Source organism: Kitasatospora sp. NPDC001225, assembly GCF_053597855.1.
The window spans coordinates 119,886-136,712 of the sequence record NZ_JBSFJC010000001.1; the positions used below are offsets into that span (position 1 = coordinate 119,886).

General features: G+C 70.6%; 15 protein-coding genes, 1 tRNA gene and 1 pseudogene. 8 read left to right on the forward strand and 9 right to left on the reverse strand.

Going from position 1 to position 16,827, the window contains the following annotated elements:
- Window positions 1-4: 4 nt before the first annotated feature.
- A complete protein-coding gene (locus ACWDCZ_RS00520; RefSeq protein ID WP_181970623.1) occupies window positions 5-175 on the forward strand; it encodes a hypothetical protein in 171 nt (56 codons plus the stop codon).
- A gap of 91 nt (window positions 176-266) precedes the next feature.
- Here the strand turns inward: ACWDCZ_RS00520 and ACWDCZ_RS00525 are convergent, their stop codons facing one another.
- From ACWDCZ_RS00525 to dnaK, 5 genes are all read right to left on the reverse strand, one after another.
- Window positions 267-1,274 carry a helix-turn-helix transcriptional regulator gene (locus tag ACWDCZ_RS00525; RefSeq protein ID WP_117488668.1) on the reverse strand — a complete coding sequence of 336 codons (1,008 nt, stop codon included), beginning with the start codon at window positions 1,272-1,274 and terminating at the stop codon, window positions 267-269.
- 163 nt (window positions 1,275-1,437) lie between these two features.
- Complete coding sequence (locus ACWDCZ_RS00530; RefSeq protein ID WP_274538676.1) at window positions 1,438-1,968, reverse strand: heat shock protein transcriptional repressor HspR; 531 nt, start codon at window positions 1,966-1,968, stop codon at window positions 1,438-1,440.
- 7 nt (window positions 1,969-1,975) lie between these two features.
- Window positions 1,976-3,139: a molecular chaperone DnaJ gene (gene dnaJ / locus ACWDCZ_RS00535; RefSeq protein WP_049650429.1), complete on the reverse strand. Its 1,164-nt coding sequence runs from the start codon at window positions 3,137-3,139 to the stop codon at window positions 1,976-1,978.
- 146 nt (window positions 3,140-3,285) lie between these two features.
- Window positions 3,286-3,903 carry a nucleotide exchange factor GrpE gene (gene grpE / locus ACWDCZ_RS00540; protein ID WP_049650422.1) on the reverse strand — a complete coding sequence of 206 codons (618 nt, stop codon included), beginning with the start codon at window positions 3,901-3,903 and terminating at the stop codon, window positions 3,286-3,288.
- Window positions 3,900-5,741 (reverse strand): molecular chaperone DnaK, encoded by a 1,842-nt coding sequence (gene dnaK / locus ACWDCZ_RS00545; protein ID WP_074001854.1) that lies wholly within the window; start codon window positions 5,739-5,741, stop codon window positions 3,900-3,902. The genes grpE and dnaK overlap by 4 nt, the downstream gene beginning before the upstream one ends.
- 308 nt (window positions 5,742-6,049) lie before the next feature.
- Between dnaK and ACWDCZ_RS00550 the strand changes: the two genes are divergently transcribed.
- The 4 genes and pseudogenes from ACWDCZ_RS00550 (at window position 6,050) to ACWDCZ_RS00565 (ending at window position 11,969) form a co-directional block, all read left to right on the forward strand.
- Window positions 6,050-8,275 (forward strand): (Fe-S)-binding protein, encoded by a 2,226-nt coding sequence (locus ACWDCZ_RS00550; protein WP_449814826.1) that lies wholly within the window; start codon window positions 6,050-6,052, stop codon window positions 8,273-8,275.
- A gap of 342 nt (window positions 8,276-8,617) precedes the next feature.
- Window positions 8,618-9,691: pseudogene (locus ACWDCZ_RS00555) on the forward strand (sugar phosphate nucleotidyltransferase); the annotation flags it as partial.
- Between the two features lie 186 nt (window positions 9,692-9,877).
- The gene (locus tag ACWDCZ_RS00560; RefSeq protein ID WP_449814827.1) at window positions 9,878-10,954 is read left to right on the forward strand and encodes a Yip1 family protein; all 1,077 of its coding nucleotides are present in this window, start codon (window positions 9,878-9,880) and stop codon (window positions 10,952-10,954) included.
- A gap of 124 nt (window positions 10,955-11,078) precedes the next feature.
- Window positions 11,079-11,969, forward strand: coding sequence for a metal-dependent hydrolase (locus ACWDCZ_RS00565; RefSeq protein ID WP_449814828.1), 891 nt, complete (start codon window positions 11,079-11,081; stop codon window positions 11,967-11,969).
- A 95-nt stretch (window positions 11,970-12,064) separates the two neighbouring features.
- Here ACWDCZ_RS00565 and dcd read toward each other — a convergent pair whose 3' ends face one another.
- Together dcd and ACWDCZ_RS00575 are read right to left on the reverse strand one after the other, a co-directional pair.
- Entirely contained in the window at window positions 12,065-12,640 is a 576-nt protein-coding gene (dcd, locus tag ACWDCZ_RS00570; RefSeq protein ID WP_049651628.1) for a dCTP deaminase, read from the reverse strand.
- A 71-nt stretch (window positions 12,641-12,711) separates the two neighbouring features.
- Complete coding sequence (locus tag ACWDCZ_RS00575; RefSeq protein WP_074001850.1) at window positions 12,712-12,933, reverse strand: hypothetical protein; 222 nt, start codon at window positions 12,931-12,933, stop codon at window positions 12,712-12,714.
- A gap of 276 nt (window positions 12,934-13,209) precedes the next feature.
- On the opposite strand from ACWDCZ_RS00575, the gene ACWDCZ_RS00580 reads away from it, so the two are divergent.
- A tRNA-Gly gene (locus tag ACWDCZ_RS00580) sits at window positions 13,210-13,283 on the forward strand.
- A 61-nt stretch (window positions 13,284-13,344) separates the two neighbouring features.
- Here the strand turns inward: ACWDCZ_RS00580 and ACWDCZ_RS00585 are convergent.
- Window positions 13,345-14,280 carry a LysR family transcriptional regulator gene (locus tag ACWDCZ_RS00585; protein ID WP_375875072.1) on the reverse strand — a complete coding sequence of 312 codons (936 nt, stop codon included), beginning with the start codon at window positions 14,278-14,280 and terminating at the stop codon, window positions 13,345-13,347.
- 146 nt (window positions 14,281-14,426) lie between these two features.
- Between ACWDCZ_RS00585 and ACWDCZ_RS00590 the strand changes: the two genes are divergently transcribed.
- Window positions 14,427-15,686 (forward strand): MFS transporter, encoded by a 1,260-nt coding sequence (locus ACWDCZ_RS00590; protein ID WP_449814829.1) that lies wholly within the window; start codon window positions 14,427-14,429, stop codon window positions 15,684-15,686.
- Window positions 15,683-15,817 (forward strand): hypothetical protein, encoded by a 135-nt coding sequence (locus tag ACWDCZ_RS00595; protein WP_255357423.1) that lies wholly within the window; start codon window positions 15,683-15,685, stop codon window positions 15,815-15,817. Before ACWDCZ_RS00590 ends, ACWDCZ_RS00595 begins: the two co-directional genes overlap by 4 nt.
- A 267-nt stretch (window positions 15,818-16,084) precedes the next feature.
- On the opposite strand, the gene ACWDCZ_RS00600 is transcribed toward ACWDCZ_RS00595, so the two are convergent.
- Complete coding sequence (locus tag ACWDCZ_RS00600; RefSeq protein ID WP_159028442.1) at window positions 16,085-16,522, reverse strand: hypothetical protein; 438 nt, start codon at window positions 16,520-16,522, stop codon at window positions 16,085-16,087.
- Window positions 16,523-16,827: the final 305 nt, after the last annotated feature.

Below are 16,827 nucleotides of genomic sequence, written 5' to 3' on the forward strand. Positions count from 1 at the left end.
GTGCATGTCTCGTCTGCGCCGATTTGTCCGCAAGACCGCATTGATGTCGGTTGCCGGCGTGGCCTTGTTGGCTCTTGCGTATTCCGCGGCTTCGGACGTGGGCACTCCGGCGGGCGCGGTCACGGTCTCCATGCAGCGTGGTGTGGTCAGCGACTTGGATGTCGGCTGGTCCTAATCCCGATACGGACTGCGGAGCTTCCCGGGATTGTCGGTGCACTGAGTCCTGTTGGCCCGGCGAGGCCGACATCCCTCGTGTGTTCCTGCTGTCAGGAGTGCTCTGATGCGCGGGCGAGGGCATATCCGAGCTGGAACAGTGACTCCACGTTGTAGTCTTCGCGCATTTCGGCTATGTGCCGGGCGAGAGTTCGTTCACTGATGCCCAGGCGGCGTGCGATGACCCGGTGGTTGATCCCGGCGAGCAGCAGGTCGATGATGGTCTGGCGGAGCCGCGACACTACTTGCTGGGGAACAGCGCGGTTGCCGTCGAATTCGAGAGCCCTGTTCCAGCTTGGTTCGAATACTTCCTCTGCCAGATAATTGGCGATCACCGGTTCGAAGATGAATGCTGCCAGCGTCATGTCGTCGGCCACCGGTATGACAGCTGCCCGCCGGTTGATGACGATGAGTCGCGTGTACGGCTCGTCCAGCGTGCGGAACTGCCCACCGGCCTTCGCAAGTCTGGCCACGTAGTCCCTGGTGGGTTGGTGGTAGCGCGTGCTGGCGTGGTAGATGGTGCGCATGGCCGTGCCACTGTTCAGTGCATCGAGGTCGCGTTCGATCATCGAGGCCAGCAGTTCGGGCGGGCGTGGTCCGCCCGGTTGCAGGGCAAGAGCTTCTTCGACCCCCGCCGCCATGAGTTGGTCGATTCTCTGGTTTATCAGAACCTTGCCCTGGACGTATTCGATCGCGCCACTGCTCTTTTCCGGCGCATGGAATTCCTGGGAAAGCTCCTGGAGTTCAACCGGAAGGGAAACCGCCCGGGACAGGAGGTCGAGGGCCTGGCGCTGCCAAGTACCGCTCAGTCGTGCCGAGAGTTGTGCTGGATCGACGGCGACCAAGTCGCTGCGTTCGTCGGCATCGGGCATCAGCAGCCCGATCTCCAGGAGTTCGGTGAGCGTGTTGGGCTGGTGGCACCTGGATTCCGAGGAAACCCGCCCGCCGGCCCTGACGATCTCCAGGTAGAGGGCCCGGGCCTCGGGTGACAGAGCGGGAGTCCCACCCGCGGTGGGACCGAGTTGAGCCCGTCCACTCATCTTCGGCTCCTTGCCGTCCATCCGGGGCTGTTCAGGATCTGTCGGCCCTGAAGTCTAGGCTGCGAATCCTGCGGCACGTCGACCGTGCGACCGTTCGGTCAGTTTGTCAGGGTGTCACTCTCTCACCACACGGCAGCCGCCGGCACCCCCCGAGAGGAGGGGCCGGCGGCCGGTGGGTGCCCGGTCAGCGCTTGGGGCGCCAGACGACGAGGGCGCTGGACTGCGGGGTGGGGGGCTGGTACGGGACGAGGTCGCGGCGGTAGGAGGCGTGGACGGCGGCCTCGCGCTGTTGGAGGGCGGTGGCGGCGCCTTCCAGGGAGTCGACCAGTTCCGTGACGCGGGACTGGAGGGCGGTGACCTGGTTCTCCAGCTCGATGATCCGCTTGATGCCCGCCAGGTTGATGCCCTCGTCCTGGGAGAGCCGCTGGACCTCGCGCAGCTGCTGGATGTCGCGTGCGGAGTAGCGGCGGCCGCGGCCGGCGGTGCGGTCGGGGCAGACCAGGCCGAGGCGGTCGTACTGGCGCAGGGTCTGCGGGTGCAGGCCGGACAGTTCGGCGGCCACGGAGATGACGTACACCGGGGTGTCCTCGGTGAGGACGTACGCCGGCGGGGCGGTGGCGGCGCGGCGGGTGCGGCGGGGGCCGGTGCCGGGCAGGCCTTCGCCGAGGCCGGGGCCGATCGGGGTGTCGGGGTCGATCGGGTTCATCGGGGACATCTGGTCGTCACGCTCCCTTCGCCGCCCGGAAGAGGGCGGCGCGCGGATCGTCGGAGGCGGTGGCCTCGCGGTACTGCTCGAGGGCGTTCAGCGCGTCGCCGGTGACGTGCTGCGGCACCACGACCTCGACGGTGACGAGGAGGTCGCCGCGGGTGCCGTCCTTGCGGGTGGCGCCCTTGCCGCGGGCGCGCATGGTGAGGCCGTTGGCGCTGCCCGGGGGCAGCTTGAGCTTCACGGCGGGGCCGTTCAGCGTGGGCACCTCGATGGTGGCGCCGAGCGTGGCCTCGGGGAAGGTGACCGGCACGGTGACGGTGAGGTTGTCGCCCTTGCGGCCGAAGACGGGGTGGGGGTCGACGTGCACGGTGACGTAGAGGTCGCCGGGCTGTCCGCCGCGCTCGCCCTGTGCGCCCTTGCCCTTGAGCCGGATGCGCTGGTCGGCCTGGACGCCGGCCGGGATGCGGACCTGCATGGTGCGGGCCGAGCTGGCCCGGCCGCTGCCGTGGCAGTCGGTGCACGGGTCGTCGACGATCATGCCTCGGCCGCGGCAGTCCTTGCACGGCTCGGAGAGCGCGAAGGCGCCCTGGCCGCGGCTGACGGTGCCCGCGCCGACGCAGGTCGGGCAGACCCGCGGGGTGGTGCCGGTCTTGGCGCCGGTGCCGTTGCAGCTGCGGCAGGGGGCCTGGCTGGTCATCCGCAGCGGGACGGTCGCGCCGTCCACCGCCTCCTCGAAGGAGAGCGTCACCTCGGTCTCGACGTCGGCGCCGCGCCGGGGCTGGGCCTGCCGGGTGCCGCCGCGGTTGAAGAGGCCGCCGAAGACGTCGCCGATGCCGCCCCCGCTGCCGGCGCCGCCCTGGCTGCCGCTGAAGAGGTCGCCGAAGTCGAAGCTGTAGCTGCCGGTGCCGCCGGGGCCGCCGCCGGCCCGGAAGCCGCCGTTGGCGAAGAGGCTGCGGGCCTCGTCGTACTCCTTGCGGCGCTTCTCGTCGGAGAGGACGTCGTACGCCTCGGAGATGTCCTTGAACCGCTCCTCGGCCTTGGCGTCACCCTTGTTGGCGTCGGGGTGGAACTCGCGCGCGAGCTTGCGGTAGGTCTTCTTGATCTCGGTGGCGGTGGCGTCCTTGGGCACGCCGAGGACCTTGTAGTAGTCCTTCTCGACAAAGTCCTTGCCACTCATGGCGTACGCCACCTCCCGATGTCCATCGTCACTGAGCTGTCAACAGCGGCTGCGAGCACGACTGCTGACAGCGCGCTGCGGAGCCGGCCGCCGTACTGGCCGGCGTACGACTCCGCAGCGCACTGGTTGTCACCCGTCACAGGTTGTCAGCTGTCCGAGCCACCGTCGGACTTGTCCGCGTCGGCGGACTTGGCCTCGGCGTCCGTGGACGCCTGGCTGCCGGGCTGGGGCTCGGCGACGGCCACCATCGCCGGGCGGATGATCCGCTCGCCGATGCGGTAGCCGGGCTGGAGGACCTGGACACAGGTGTCCTCGGTGACGTCCGAGGAGTAGCTGTGCATCAGCGCCTCGTGCATGGTCGGGTCGAAGGGCTCGCCCTCCTTGCCGAACTGCTGCAGGCCCAGCTTGGCGACGACCGTCTCCAGCGACTCGGCGACGGACTTGAAGCCGCCGGTGACCTCGCCGTGCTCGCGGGCGCGGCCGATGTCGTCCAGGACCGGGATCAGCGACTCCAGGATGTTGGAGACGGCGATCTCGCGGACGGTCAGCCGGTCGCGCTCGACCCGCTTGCGGTAGTTCTGGTACTCGGCCTGGAGGCGCTGCAGGTCACCGGTGCGCTCGGCGAGCTCGCGCTTGGCGGCGGCGAGACCCTCCGAACCGGACTCCCCGCTGCCGGCCGCGGCGGCCTCCTCGGCAGCCTTGATCACGGCCTCTTCGGCGGCGGAGTCGTCGCCGGGCTTGCCGCCCTGCGGCTTGTCCGTCATGCCGCACCGCCCTTGGGCTTCTCGTCGTCCACGATCTCGGCGTCGACGACGTCGTCGTCCTTGGCCTGGGCGGAGTCACCGGAGGGGGCGGCACCGGCGGTGGCGTCGGCGTTGGCGTACAGCGCCTGGCCGAGCTTCTGCGCGGTGGTGGAGACCTTCTCCGAGGCCTCGCGGATCTTCGCGATGTCCTCGCCCTTCAGGGCCTCCTTGAGCTCGCCGATGGCGGTCTCGACCTCGGTCTTGACGTCGCCCGGCAGCTTGTCGGCGTTGTCGGCGATGAACTTCTCGGTCGAGTAGACGAGCTGCTCGGCGGAGTTGCGCGTCTCGACGGCCTCGCGGCGCTTGTGGTCGTCCTCGGCGTACTGCTCGGCCTCGCGGCGCATGCGGTCGACCTCGTCCTTCGGCAGCGAGGAGCCGCCGGTGACGGTCATCTTCTGCTCCTTGCCGGTGCCGAGGTCCTTGGCGCCGACGTGCATGATGCCGTTGGCGTCGATGTCGAAGGTGACCTCGATCTGCGGCAGGCCGCGCGGCGCCGGCGGCAGGCCGGTCAGCTCGAACATGCCGAGCTTCTTGTTGTACGCCGCGATCTCGCGCTCGCCCTGGTAGACCTGGATCTGCACGGACGGCTGGTTGTCCTCGGCCGTGGTGAAGATCTCGGAGCGCTTGGTCGGGATCGTGGTGTTGCGCTCGATCAGCTTGGTCATGATGCCGCCCTTGGTCTCGATGCCGAGGGACAGCGGGGTGACGTCGAGCAGCAGGACGTCCTTGACCTCGCCCTTCAGGACACCGGCCTGGAGCGCGGCGCCGATGGCGACGACCTCGTCCGGGTTGACGCCCTTGTTGGCGTCCTGGCCGCCGGTCAGCTCCTTGACGAGCTCGGCGACGGCCGGCATGCGGGTCGAGCCGCCGACGAGGACGACGTGGTCGATCTCGGACAGCGAGATGCCGGCGTCCTTGATGACGTTGTGGAACGGGACCTTGCAGCGCTCCAGCAGGTCCGCGGTCAGCTGCTGGAACTGGGCGCGGGTGAGCTTCTCGTCCAGGTGCAGCGGGCCCTCGGCGGAGGCCGTGATGTACGGCAGGTTGATCGAGGTCTCGGAGGACGAGGACAGCTCGATCTTGGCCTTCTCGGCGGCCTCGCGCAGACGCTGGAGGGCCATCTTGTCCTTGGACAGGTCGACGCCGTGGCCGCCCTGGAAGACCTTGACCAGGTGGTCGACGACGCGCTGGTCCCAGTCGTCGCCACCGAGGTGGTTGTCACCGTTGGTGGCCTTCACCTCGACGACCCCGTCGCCGATCTCCAGCAGGGAGACGTCGAAGGTGCCGCCGCCGAGGTCGAAGACCAGGATGGTCTGGTCGTCCTTGTCCAGGCCGTACGCCAGGGCGGCCGCGGTCGGCTCGTTGACGATGCGCAGGACGTTCAGGCCCGCGATCTCGCCGGCCTCCTTGGTGGCCTGGCGCTCCGAGTCGTTGAAGTACGCCGGGACGGTGATGACGGCGTCGGTGACCGTCTCGCCCAGGTACGCCTCGGCGTCCCGCTTCAGCTTCTGCAGCACGAAGGCCGAGATCTGCTGGGGGTTGAAGTCCTTGCCATCGATGTTGATCTTCCACCCGGTGCCCATGTGGCGCTTGACCGAGCGGATGGTGCGGTCGACGTTGGTGACCGCCTGGCGCTTGGCCACCTCGCCGACGAGGACCTCGCCGTTCTTGGCGAAGGCGACGACGGACGGCGTGGTCCGAGCGCCCTCGGCGTTCGTGATGACGGTGGGCTCGCCACCCTCCAGAACGCTGACGACCGAGTTCGTCGTACCGAGGTCGATGCCGACCGCGCGTGCCATCGTAGATACCTCCACGGAAGAGTTGAGCTTTACAGGCTCAAGGATGCACGACCCGGTGGACGGAGTCAACAGCTATGAGCGCCGCTCGCTCAACTTTGCTGAGCGATGGGGCGGAGTGGGCGCGCCACGCCGGGGCGGGGGTGCGGCCACGTGACTGCCGCCATAGCTTGGGAATCTTCTGGACAACGGTCGGTCACCGGTAATGTCCGGGCCGTCGGCCCGGCAAGTTACCGACCAGTACACTCAGTTCCCAAGACCGTGTAACGCAGAGCCTGCTCAACCGCAAAGCCGCAGGAGACGGAGAGCCGATGCAGCTAGCAGCGATCGTCATCTCGCTGGTCACATTCGTGATCGGCACCGCGCTCGCCGCCCGTGCGGCGCTGTACATCTACAAGGTGGTCCGCACCGGTGCGCCGGACTCCACCCGCTTCGGGCAGCCCGCCCAGCGGGTGAAGACCGTCGCGACCGAGTTCGTCGGCCACACCAGGATGAACCGCTGGGGGATCGTCGGCATCGCCCACTGGTTCGTGGCGGTCGGCTTCTTCAGCCTGGTGCTGACCATCGTCAACGCCTTCGGCCAGCTCTTCGACGCCGACTTCGCGCTGCCGATCATCGGCCACTGGATGATCTGGCAGCTCTTCGTCGAGCTGGTCGGCACCCTGACCACGCTGGGCATCGCCGTCCTGATCGTGATCCGGCTGATGAGCCTGCCGTCCCGGTCCGGCCGCAAGTCCCGGTTCGCCGGCTCGATCGCCTGGCAGGCCTTCTACGTCGAGTACACGATCCTCGGCATCGGCCTGTGCATCCTGATGCTGCGCGGCCTGGAGGGCGCCCTCAACGGCGTCGACTCGTACGGGCCGGAGCACCTGGTCTCGTACCCGCTGGTCTCCGCGCTGGGCGGCCTGTCGCACGGCACGCTGGAGAACCTGATCTACCTGTTCGCGATGCTGAAGATCTGCATCTCGTTCGCGTGGGCGACCACCATCGGCCTCAACCCCTCGATGGGCGTGGCCTGGCACCGCTTCCTCGGCTTCTTCAACATCTACTTCAAGCGCGAGGAGGACGGCGGCACCGCGCTCGGCGCCCTCCGTCCGATGACCTCGGGCGGCCAGCCGATCGACTTCGAGGACCCGGCCGAGGACGCCGTCTTCGGCGTCTCCCAGGTCGAGCACTTCTCCTGGAAGGGCATCCTCGACTTCTCCACCTGCACCGAGTGCGGCCGCTGCCAGTCGCAGTGCCCGGCCTGGAACACCGGCAAGCCGCTCTCGCCGAAGCTGCTGATCATGAGCCTGCGCGAGCACGCCTACGGCAAGGCGCCGTACCTGCTGGCCGGCGGCGGCAAGGACATGGAGGGCGAGGAGCGGGCCACCTCCGAGCAGCTCAAGGACGTCCCGGCGGCCGCCCTGGCCGAGGCCGAGCGCCCGCTGATCGGCACCGCCGAGGAGAACGGCGTCATCGACCCGGACGTGCTGTGGTCCTGCACCACCTGCGGCGCCTGCGTCGAGCAGTGCCCGGTGGACATCGAGCACATCGACCACATCGTCGACATGCGCCGCTACCAGGTGATGATCGAGTCCTCGTTCCCGACCGAGGCCGGGACGATGCTCAAGAACCTGGAGAACAAGGGCAACCCGTGGGGCATGGCCACCAAGGCCCGCCTGGACTGGGTCAAGGAGCTCAAGAAGGAGACCGGCATCGAGGTGCCGGTGATCGGCGAGGACATCGACCCCGCCGAGGTCGAGTACCTCTACTGGGTCGGCTGCGCCGGCGCCCTGGAGGACCGCGCCAAGAAGACCACCAAGGCCTTCGCCGAGCTGCTGCACACCGCGGGCGTGAAGTTCGCGATCCTCGGCAAGGAGGAGTCCTGCACCGGTGACTCCGCCCGCCGCCTGGGCAACGAGTTCCTGTTCCAGATGCTCGGCGCGCAGAACGTGGAGACGCTGAACGCGGCCCTGGAGGACGCCCCGGTCAAGCGGATCGTGGCCACCTGCCCGCACTGCTTCAACACCATCGCCAACGAGTACCCGCAGCTGGGCGGCCACTTCGAGGTCATCCACCACACCCAGCTGCTGCAGCACCTCATCGACGAGGGCAAGCTGATCCCGGTCAACCCGGTCGAGGGCCTGATCACCTACCACGACCCCTGCTACCTGGGCCGCCACAACAAGGTCTACAGCCCGCCGCGCGAGATCATGGACAAGGTCCCCGGTCTGCGCCAGCAGGAGATGCACCGGCACAAGGAGCGCGGCTTCTGCTGCGGCGCCGGCGGTGCCCGGATGTGGATGGAGGAGCGCATCGGCAAGCGGATCAACACCGAGCGCGTGGACGAGGCGCTGTCGCTCAACCCGGACATCGTCTCCACCGCCTGCCCGTTCTGCCTGGTGATGCTCTCCGACTCGGTCAACGGCAAGAAGAACGAGGGCGCGGCCAAGGAGCACCTGAAGGTGGTCGACGTGGCCCAGCTGCTGCTCGACTCGGTGAAGGCCCTCCCGCCGACCGGGGACGAGGAGCAGCCCGCGACGGTGGGCGCCTGACCGGCGCCGACGAGCCCGCTGTTCGACAGTTCTGCTACAACTGCCCGGCCTGGTGGACGCCGCGAACGCGCCCGCCGGGCCGGGCTTTCGGTCGCTCCGGACGGCCCGCCCCGGTACGGCGGGCGTACGGGGGGTGACGGCAATCGCACAGGCGCCGGACGGGCATTCGGTCGGAAGCAAATACAGTAGGCCCGGACCGGCTTCGTGCCGGTCGACCCGTTCCGGACGGAAGCCCCGGGCGGGTGGCGACCCGCGCCGGCCGCACGGCCGGGTCCAGACCGACGACGAGGTGTCGGCCCGCCGGGCCGGGCCGCAGAGACCACAAGGGGAACAGCGCAGACCATGACCGAGGCGATCATGCTGGTCGGTGGTAAGGGCACGCGACTGCGTCCGCTGACCACCCACACCCCCAAGCCGATGCTGCCGGTGGCAGGCGTCCCGTTCATCGCGCACCAGTTGGCCCGCGCGGCCGCCGCCGGCGTCACCCGCGTCGTGCTGGCCACCTCGTACCTGGCCGAGGTGTTCGAGGACCACTTCCAGGACGGCACCCCGTACGGCATCGAGCTCGTCTACCTGACCGAGCGCGAGCCGCTGGGCACCGGCGGGGCGATCCGCAACGCCGCCTCCGGCCTGACCTGCGGCCCGGACGAACCGGTCCTGGTCTTCAACGGCGACATCCTCTCCGGCGTCGACATCGCCGCCCTGCGCGACGGCCACGTGGCCGCCGGGGCCGATGTCACCCTGCACCTGACCCGGGTCGAGGACCCGCGGGCCTTCGGCCTCGTCCCGACCGACGAGGACGGGCGGGTGCTGGAGTTCCTGGAGAAGCCGGAGACCCCGGAGCAGATCGTCACCGACCAGATCAACGCCGGCTGCTACGTCTTCACCCGGTCCGTGATCGACCGCATCCCGACCGGCCGCGAGGTGTCCGTCGAGCGCGAGACCTTCCCCGAACTGCTGGCCACCGGCGCGCTGCTGCGCGGTGTCGTCGACACCTCGTACTGGCTGGACCTGGGCACCCCGGCCGCCTTCGTCCGCGGCTCGGCGGACCTGGTGCTCGGCAAGGTCGACTCCCCGGCCGTCCCCGGCCCGACCGGCGACGCCCTGCTGCTGCCCGGCGCCACCGTCCACCCGGGCGCGGTGCTCAGCGGCGGCACCGTGGTCGCCGAGGACGCGGTGGTCGAGGCCGGCGCGATCGTCGAGGGCAGCGTGATCCTTCCCGGCGCGGTGATCGGCCCGGACACCCTGGTCAAGGACTCGATCGTGGGTGCCTTCGCCACCGTCGGCGACCGCTCGGCGCTGGACGGCGCGGTGATCGGCGACGGCGCGATCGTGGAGTCGGACAACGAGCTGCCGAACGGCATCCGGATCGCCTGCGGCACCCTGCTGCCGGTCGGCGCCGTCCGCACCTCGGCCGGCCCGGGCGGCTGCCCGGCCGGCACCAGCGCGGCCGCGGCGGTGCACGGGCCGTCGGTCGGCGCACAGCGGTAGCCACCCCGCGCCCCGCGGGTTTTCGGCCCCGTTCGTCTCAGCCTCGCTGCAAACCGGCCCCGGCTTCGTCCGGGGCCGCCGCGGGCCGGGCCGGACGGGTACCTTCGGACCGTGGCTGGTAATCGATACGACAACGGTCAGGGCGCGGACCGTCCGCGCGGCGGGTGGTCGGCCCCTCCGCCGCCGTCCGCGCCCGGGGGGCACGGGGGGACGGACGGGCCGGAGTACTTCACGGCCCCGCACGCGGCGACGCCCGGCGGGCCCGGCGGCGTGCCCGGCGGTCCCGGCGGTGCGCCCGGCGGTCCGGGCGGTCCCGGCGCGCCCGGCGGTCCCGGGCAGACGGCGGGGGACGGGTACGACCCGTACGCGGCGGACCGGCCCGGCAGCACCCGGGCCTTCCCCGTCGGCGACCCGTACGCGGCCGGCGGTCCGTACCAGGGACAGCCGCCGTACCAGGGGCACCCCGGCCAGGAGCACGGCTACTACGACGACGGCCACGGGCAGCAGCCGCCCTACGGCCCCGAGCAGGGCTACGGCCCCGACCAGGGCTACGGCGCCGAGCAGGGCTACGACCAGCAGCCGTACGGCCAGGACAACGTCGCCGTCTACCGGGCCGGCGGCCAGTCCGCCCCGCACGTCGCCGGGCCCCGGCCGCACTGGCGCGAACTGTTCACCGGCCTGTTCCGCAGCCCGACCGCGGTCTTCGACCGCACCCGCGACCACCAGGTCTGGCTGCCCGCGCTCACCGTCTCGCTGCTGTACGGCGCGCTCGCGGTGCTCGGCATCGGGCTCACCCACGACGACATCGTCAACTCGACCTTCACCGTGGCGCTGACCGGCATCCTCGCCGCCGCCATCGGCTTCACCGTGGCCGGCGCGCTCTTCGGCGGGGTCACCTACGCGATGGCCCGCCAGCTGGGCGGCGACGGCCCGTGGAAGGCGACCGTCGGCCTGGCCGCGCTGATCGGCTGGCTCACCGACGCGCCCCGGCTGCTGCTCGACCTGGTGCTGCCCTCCGGCAGCGCCGTCGTCCAGGTCGTCGGCTGGGCCACCTGGATGCTCTGCGCGTACCTGCTGACCAGCATGGTCCGGCGGCTGCACGACCTGCCCTGGGGCAAGGCCGCGGCCGCCTCGGCGATACAGCTGGTCGCGCTGCTGGTGCTGATCAAACTGCCGACGCTGGGCTGAGCCGCACCGGGCGGAGCGACGCCGGGCCGAGGGCTCCGACGGGCGAAGGGCAGAATGGGGGCGGGTCGCGGCCGAGCGCCGGGCCCGCCCCACCCTCGTCGTCCCACCTTCACCGGAGCCAGGAATGACCCTCCCCACCACCCACGTCAGCTTCCCGGCCGGGGCGGTGACCGGCGAGTCCCCGGTGCTCGCGGTGCACCCGCTGGCCGACGGCCGGTACGCCGTCGTCACCGCGGCGACCCCGTTCCACCCGCTCGACCACACCTGGCCCGACCAGCCGGCCGACCTCGGCACCCTGACCGTCGACGGCACCGAGCTGGCCGTGGTCGACTGCCTGACCGGCGCCGTCGGCCCGGAGGGCGGGGAGCCGCTGGTCGGCGCCGACATCCCGGTCCGGCGCGGTGACGAGGAGTGGTCCTGGCTGGTCCTGCACGTCGTCGACGGCGACCCGGGGGACCTCGTCGGCCGCACCGCCGCGCTCGCCGTCGACGCCGACCGCCGGGGCGCCCTCAGCGCCTCGCACAGCGGCTGCCACCTGCTCGCCCTCGCCCTGAACGCCGCGCTCGCCCCGCGCTGGCGCAAGGACCCGGGCCGCTCGGACGCCTTCGGCCACCCGGACTTCGACAGCCTCGCCATGGCGAGCTCGGTGATGGACACCGCAGCCAGCACCGACACCTACCGGCTCGGCAAGTCGCTGAAGAAGAAGGGCTTCACGGTGGACGCCACCGAGGAGTTCCCGGCCCTCGCCGACGCCCTGCCGACCCTCACCGAGGCCGTCAACGCCCGGCTGGCCGCCTGGGTCGCCGCCGACGCCCCGGTCCGCATCGAGGTGCCCGGCCCCGAGCTCACCGCCCGCCGCCAGTGGCACTGCGAGCTGCCCGAGGGCGGCGCGCAGATCTTCTGCGGCGGCACCCACCTGCACCACCTCGGCGAGCTGGCCGAGCTGCGCACCGAGCTGCGGCTGTCCGAGGACGGCACCGAGCTGGTCGCCGTCACCAGCCCGAAGCGGGCCTGAGAAACGCCGCGGGCGGCCTGATCCCTCGGGTGAGGGGTCAGGCCGCCCGTCGTGCGTGCGCTCCGTGGGGCCCGCGGGTCCTGCGGGTCCTGTGCTCAGACGTCGCTGCGGTGGAAGTTCAGGTACGAGCGGGACGGCGTCGGGCCGCGCTGGCCCTGGTAGCGCGAGCCGTAGCGCTCCGAGCCGTACGGGTGCTCCGAGGGCGAGGAGAGCCGGAACAGGCACAGCTGCCCGATCTTCATGCCCGGGTAGAGCTTGATCGGCAGCGTCGCGACGTTCGACAGCTCCAGGGTCACGTGGCCGCTGAAACCGGGGTCGATGAAGCCGGCCGTGGAGTGGGTGAGCAGGCCCAGCCGGCCCAGGCTCGACTTGCCCTCCAGCCGGGACGCGACGTCGTCGGGCAGCGTGATGACCTCGTACGTCGAGGCCAGCACGAACTCGCCGGGGTGCAGGATGAACGCCTCGTCGCCCTCCGGCTCGACCAGCCGGGTCAGGTCCGGCTGCTCCTCGGAGGGGTCGATGTGCGGGTACTTGTGGTTCTCGAACACGCGGAAGAAGCGGTCGAGGCGCACGTCGATACTCGACGGCTGGATCATCGCCGGGTCGAACGGGTCGACGACGACCCGACCCAGGTCGATTTCGGTCCGGATGTCCTTGTCAGAGAGCAGCACGCTTCGAGGTTACGTGCACGACAGGGCCCCGGACGAATCCGCCCGGGGCCCGTTCCGTCCCTCCGCGACCGTCAGGCCAGGAACTCCGCGGCCTCCAACCGCATCGCCCGCGCCAGTTGCGGCTCCGACAGCTCCCGCACGTCGGCCAGCACCGAACTCCGCATCCGTCCGCACTGCGGGCAGCGGATCAACCGTCCGGGCCCGAGCCGGCCAGGACCGAGGTTCTGCATCGGGAACGTGGTGGTGCTGAACAGGTGCCCCTCGGCACAACGAACGACGGCGCGCTGCTCCATCGATCCCCTTCCCATCCCTAACCCAGTACTCACCCGTACGCACTCGCCCCGACGGCCGAGCCCCGGGACAGCGTCACATTAGGGGATGTTCCGGACATTCCTCACCATGGCTCGCCGCCTCGGCCCCCACCCACCGGAGCACTCGCGCGCGGCCCACACAGTACGCCTCCACACCCGCCCCACCCGGCTCCGCCACGTCCACCGACCCCCTGTGCAACCACCGGTGCGAATGGGGTACAGTGACACTGGATCGAGCGGTCTCTGGCGGCTCATCAGGCGGGCGTAGTTTAATGGTAGAACATGAGCTTCCCAAGCTTAGAGCGCGAGTTCGATTCTCGTCGCCCGCTCCAGCAGTAAAGCCCCAGGCCAGTGGCCTGGGGCTTTTGCGTTGTCCGGGGCCGGTCGGGGCGGTCAGTGGGGGTGGGTCCAGGCGGGGGTCCAGGTGCCGGGGGTGCCGGGGGTGGGGGCGGCGGTGGCGAGGTGGGCCCGGAGGGCGGGGAGGGCCGGGTGGGGGTTGTCGCGGTGCCAGAGGAGTGAGTGGGGGTAGACGGGCGTCGGGTCGGTCACCGGGATGCGGCGCAGGCCGTGGGCGGCGGGCCAGACGAGGCGGGTCCGCTCGCTCATGAAGGTGGCGAGGGCCGGGGTGTCGGCGATGGTGTCGAGGAGGGCGTCGGAGCCGAAGTTGGGGCCGGTGGCCTCGATGGTGAGGCCGAACTCGGCGACGAGGTCGGCGTAGTAGGCGCCCCACTCGGTGCCGGGGACGATGCCGGGCATCCAGATCCGGTGGCCGGCCAGGTCGGCGACGGTCAGCGTTCTGGCGCCCGCCAGGGCGTGGGCGGGGCCGGTGAGGAGATGGAGCGGTTCGTCGAGCACCCGGACGGATGCGATGTCCTCGGGGAGCGGCCGGCCGGGCATGGCGACGGCGCGGAAGGTGGCGTCGATCGTGCCGGAGCGGACGGCGGCCACGGCGGTCTCGATGTCGTGCAGCATCAGCACGTCGAGGTCGATGTCCGGGTGGGCGCGGTGGAAGTCGCGCATCAGGCCCGAGACGGCTCCGCGCGAGTTGAGCACGTCGACGCGCAGCGGGCGGCGGCCGGCCCGTACGGACGCGACCGCGCGTTCGGCGGCGCGCAGCAGTTCGCGGGCGTGGGGCAGGAACGCCTGTCCGTCGATGGTGAGTTCGGCGCCGCGCGGGGTGCGGGTGAACAGCCGCACGCCGAGGTCGCGCTCCAGTGCGGCGACGCGTTTGGAGACGGCCTGCTGGGTGATCGACAGGTCGACGGCGGCCTTCTGGAACTGGCCGGCTTCCGCGATGGCGGCGAAGGTGCGCACTGCTTCGAGGTCCACGCCGATCCACTGTAGAGAACAACCTGTGGTTGTGCGGGGTGGGTGAAACGGTTGTTTGACCGGCCGCTGTGCCTCCCGGTTGGCTCTCACCGGTCAACTCCGGTTTGTCCGGTCGGGGTCGGGACGTCGAGGGGAGCGCACCGCGCATGACGGGTGGGAAACGGCTGGGCCGGCGGTTCGGCTGGCTGTGGGCGGCGTACGCGGTGAGCGCGTACGGGTCCGGGCTGGGGTTCGGCGCGCTGCCGCTGATCGCCGTGCTGGTGCTGCGCGCCGGACCGGCCGAGGTGTCCGCGCTGTCCGCGGTGGGGCCGGCGGTGGGCGCGCTGATCGCGGTGCCGCTCGCGCCGTGGGTGGAGTTCCGGCGCAAGCGTCCGGTGATGATCGCGATGGACCTGGTCCGGTTCGCGGCCATGGCATCGATCCCGGTCGCGTACGCCCTGGGAGGGCTGGGTTTCGTCCAGCTGCTGGTGGTCTCGATCGTGGTCGCCGCGGCCAGGATCGCGTTCGGCGCGGCCAGCGGCGCCTACCTCAAGGCCCTCGTCCGGCCGGACGACCTGCTGGTGGCCAACGCGCGGTTCGAGTCCACGAACTGGAGCTCCATCGCGATCGGTCCGCCGCTGGGCGGGGCGGCGGTCGGCCGGTTCGGGCCGGTCACCACCGTGGTGGCCGACGCGCTCAGCTACCTGCTCTCCGCGCTGAGCATCACCGCGATCCGCGGCCGGGAGGAGACGCCGCGGCGGACCGGCGGGAACCCGGTGCGGGCTGGCGCGGTGCTCGACGGCTGGCGGCACATCCTGGGCGACCCCGGTCTGCGGGCGCTCTACCTCAACAACATGCTCGTCGCCGGTCTGATCATGGCCACCGAGCCGGTGCTCGCCGTCCTCCTGCTCCGCCAACTCCACTTCGCCCCATGGCAGTACGGCCTGGCCTTCGCCGCCCCCTGCCTCGGCGGGCTGATCGGCTCCCGGCTGGCCCGGCGGGTCGTGGCACGCCACGGCCGGGACCGGGTGTTCCGGACCGTCGGCACCCTGCGCGCCGTCTGGCTGATCGGCCTGGCCTTCGTCCGCCCCGGCGTGGTCGGCCTGGTCACCGTGATGGCCGTCGAGCTGGCGATCATCGTCAACATGAGCCTGTTCAACCCGGTGCTCGCCACCTACCGGCTCGAACGCACGCCCAAGCACCTGGTCGCCCGCATGCTGTCGGCCTGGTCGATCGGCCAGCAGGCGTCCATCGCCGTCTGCACCGCGCTCGGCGGGCTGCTCGCGGCCGCCACCGGACCGCGCACCGCCCTCGCGGTCGCGGGACTGCTCATCCTCGGCACGCCGCTCCTGCTGCCCCGGGCCGGCGGCCGGGCGCGACCGGAGGCCGTACCCGGCACACCACCCGCACGGAGGACATCCGCATGACCACCACCCCCGCCGCCGGCCCGTTCGCGCTCGACCCCGCGCGCACCGCCCTGCCCCATCGGCTCCTCCCCTCCAGGGCCCACGTGCTTGACACCGCCACGCTGCGCGCCTTGGTCCGGGAGACGGGCTGACCGGGCCCGAACGGATCCGGGTTTGCGAGTGGCGTCCATTCCGATACAGCCGAACCATGTGAAGGCCGCAGGCCATTTGACCTGCGGCGTTCGCGACATATGAGTTGTTGTCGGGTTTGGATCCATTTGCCCACCGCAGCGACGGAACCTGTCGACAGCTGCGGTGGTGTGTGCTGGGGGGCGGTGTGCGATCCACGTGGACGACGGAGCGCTGACCGATCGATTTCCGCGTCAGCCTGTTGGTTCGGAGTGCCTCTGGGCCTCGTATCAGGCGACTGAAAGGTGTCGCTCGCTGCGGCGGGGCGGATCGACGGAAGCGGCGCCCAGCTTCCGAAGCGCTTTGTGCAGGTCCCAGCTACTTGGTGCCTGCTCGTGCCAGTAAGGCTTGCTGAGCGCGTCGATAGCGCAGATCAGAGCCGCCCTCGTCGTTGAATCAGCCGATGCGGTGCGGAGGTTGACTGTCAGAAGATCTCGGCGGTACACCAGGAACGACCACCACTCGTTGGCATACAGCGGTACCTGCGGGTAGCACTCAAGCCCGCGAGCACGGAGCAAGGTGAACACCCTCTGCAGTCGCTCCACCCTGAGGCGTTCCTTTTCTTCAAGGGCGCGGACAGTTGCATTCGAGATCATGACGGCCCCGTTCGAGCTTTCGACACGGGCTTTGATTGCCTCGATTGTGCTGTGGCAGACATGAACTGTCATCGAATTCCTCCATAAGCCGGATAAGTGCCGCCACGATGACGAGTCCTCGGCGCCTGTGCACAGAAACATCAAAATCCGCCTCATGGGGCACGGGTGTGGTGTAGGGCAGGCGCCTCTACCGAGCGACCGGGGGATGGTCGTGGCGTCCGGGAGGGTGGTCGGTCAGGCGGCAAGGGGCAGGGCACGGCGGAGGTGCGGATGAGGAGGCCGGCCCAGGCGCTGTCGAGGGATGGGTGCGGCCGGATCCGGCGACGCAGCACCTGCAAGGGGGTTCGCGGGCCTCCACGCCTGGTGCGGCACCCCGC

Excerpts from the sequence above, each read along its gene's own strand:
- ACWDCZ_RS00595 (WP_255357423.1), top strand. The coding sequence starts at position 15,683 with ATGACCACCACCCCCGCCGCCGGCCCGTTCGCGCTCGACCCCGCGCGC.
- grpE (WP_049650422.1), bottom strand. The coding sequence starts at position 3,903 with ATGACGGACAAGCCGCAGGGCGGCAAGCCCGGCGACGACTCCGCCGCC.
- ACWDCZ_RS00575 (WP_074001850.1), bottom strand. The coding sequence starts at position 12,933 with ATGGAGCAGCGCGCCGTCGTTCGTTGTGCCGAGGGGCACCTGTTCAGC.
- ACWDCZ_RS00600 (WP_159028442.1), bottom strand. The coding sequence starts at position 16,522 with ATGACAGTTCATGTCTGCCACAGCACAATCGAGGCAATCAAAGCCCGT.
- ACWDCZ_RS00565 (WP_449814828.1), top strand. The coding sequence starts at position 11,079 with ATGACCCTCCCCACCACCCACGTCAGCTTCCCGGCCGGGGCGGTGACC.
- ACWDCZ_RS00530 (WP_274538676.1), bottom strand. The coding sequence starts at position 1,968 with ATGTCCCCGATGAACCCGATCGACCCCGACACCCCGATCGGCCCCGGC.
- dnaK (WP_074001854.1), bottom strand. The coding sequence starts at position 5,741 with ATGGCACGCGCGGTCGGCATCGACCTCGGTACGACGAACTCGGTCGTC.
- ACWDCZ_RS00590 (WP_449814829.1), top strand. The coding sequence starts at position 14,427 with ATGACGGGTGGGAAACGGCTGGGCCGGCGGTTCGGCTGGCTGTGGGCG.
- ACWDCZ_RS00520 (WP_181970623.1), top strand. The coding sequence starts at position 5 with ATGTCTCGTCTGCGCCGATTTGTCCGCAAGACCGCATTGATGTCGGTT.
- dnaJ (WP_049650429.1), bottom strand. The coding sequence starts at position 3,139 with ATGAGTGGCAAGGACTTTGTCGAGAAGGACTACTACAAGGTCCTCGGC.
- ACWDCZ_RS00525 (WP_117488668.1), bottom strand. The coding sequence starts at position 1,274 with ATGGACGGCAAGGAGCCGAAGATGAGTGGACGGGCTCAACTCGGTCCC.
- ACWDCZ_RS00550 (WP_449814826.1), top strand. The coding sequence starts at position 6,050 with ATGCAGCTAGCAGCGATCGTCATCTCGCTGGTCACATTCGTGATCGGC.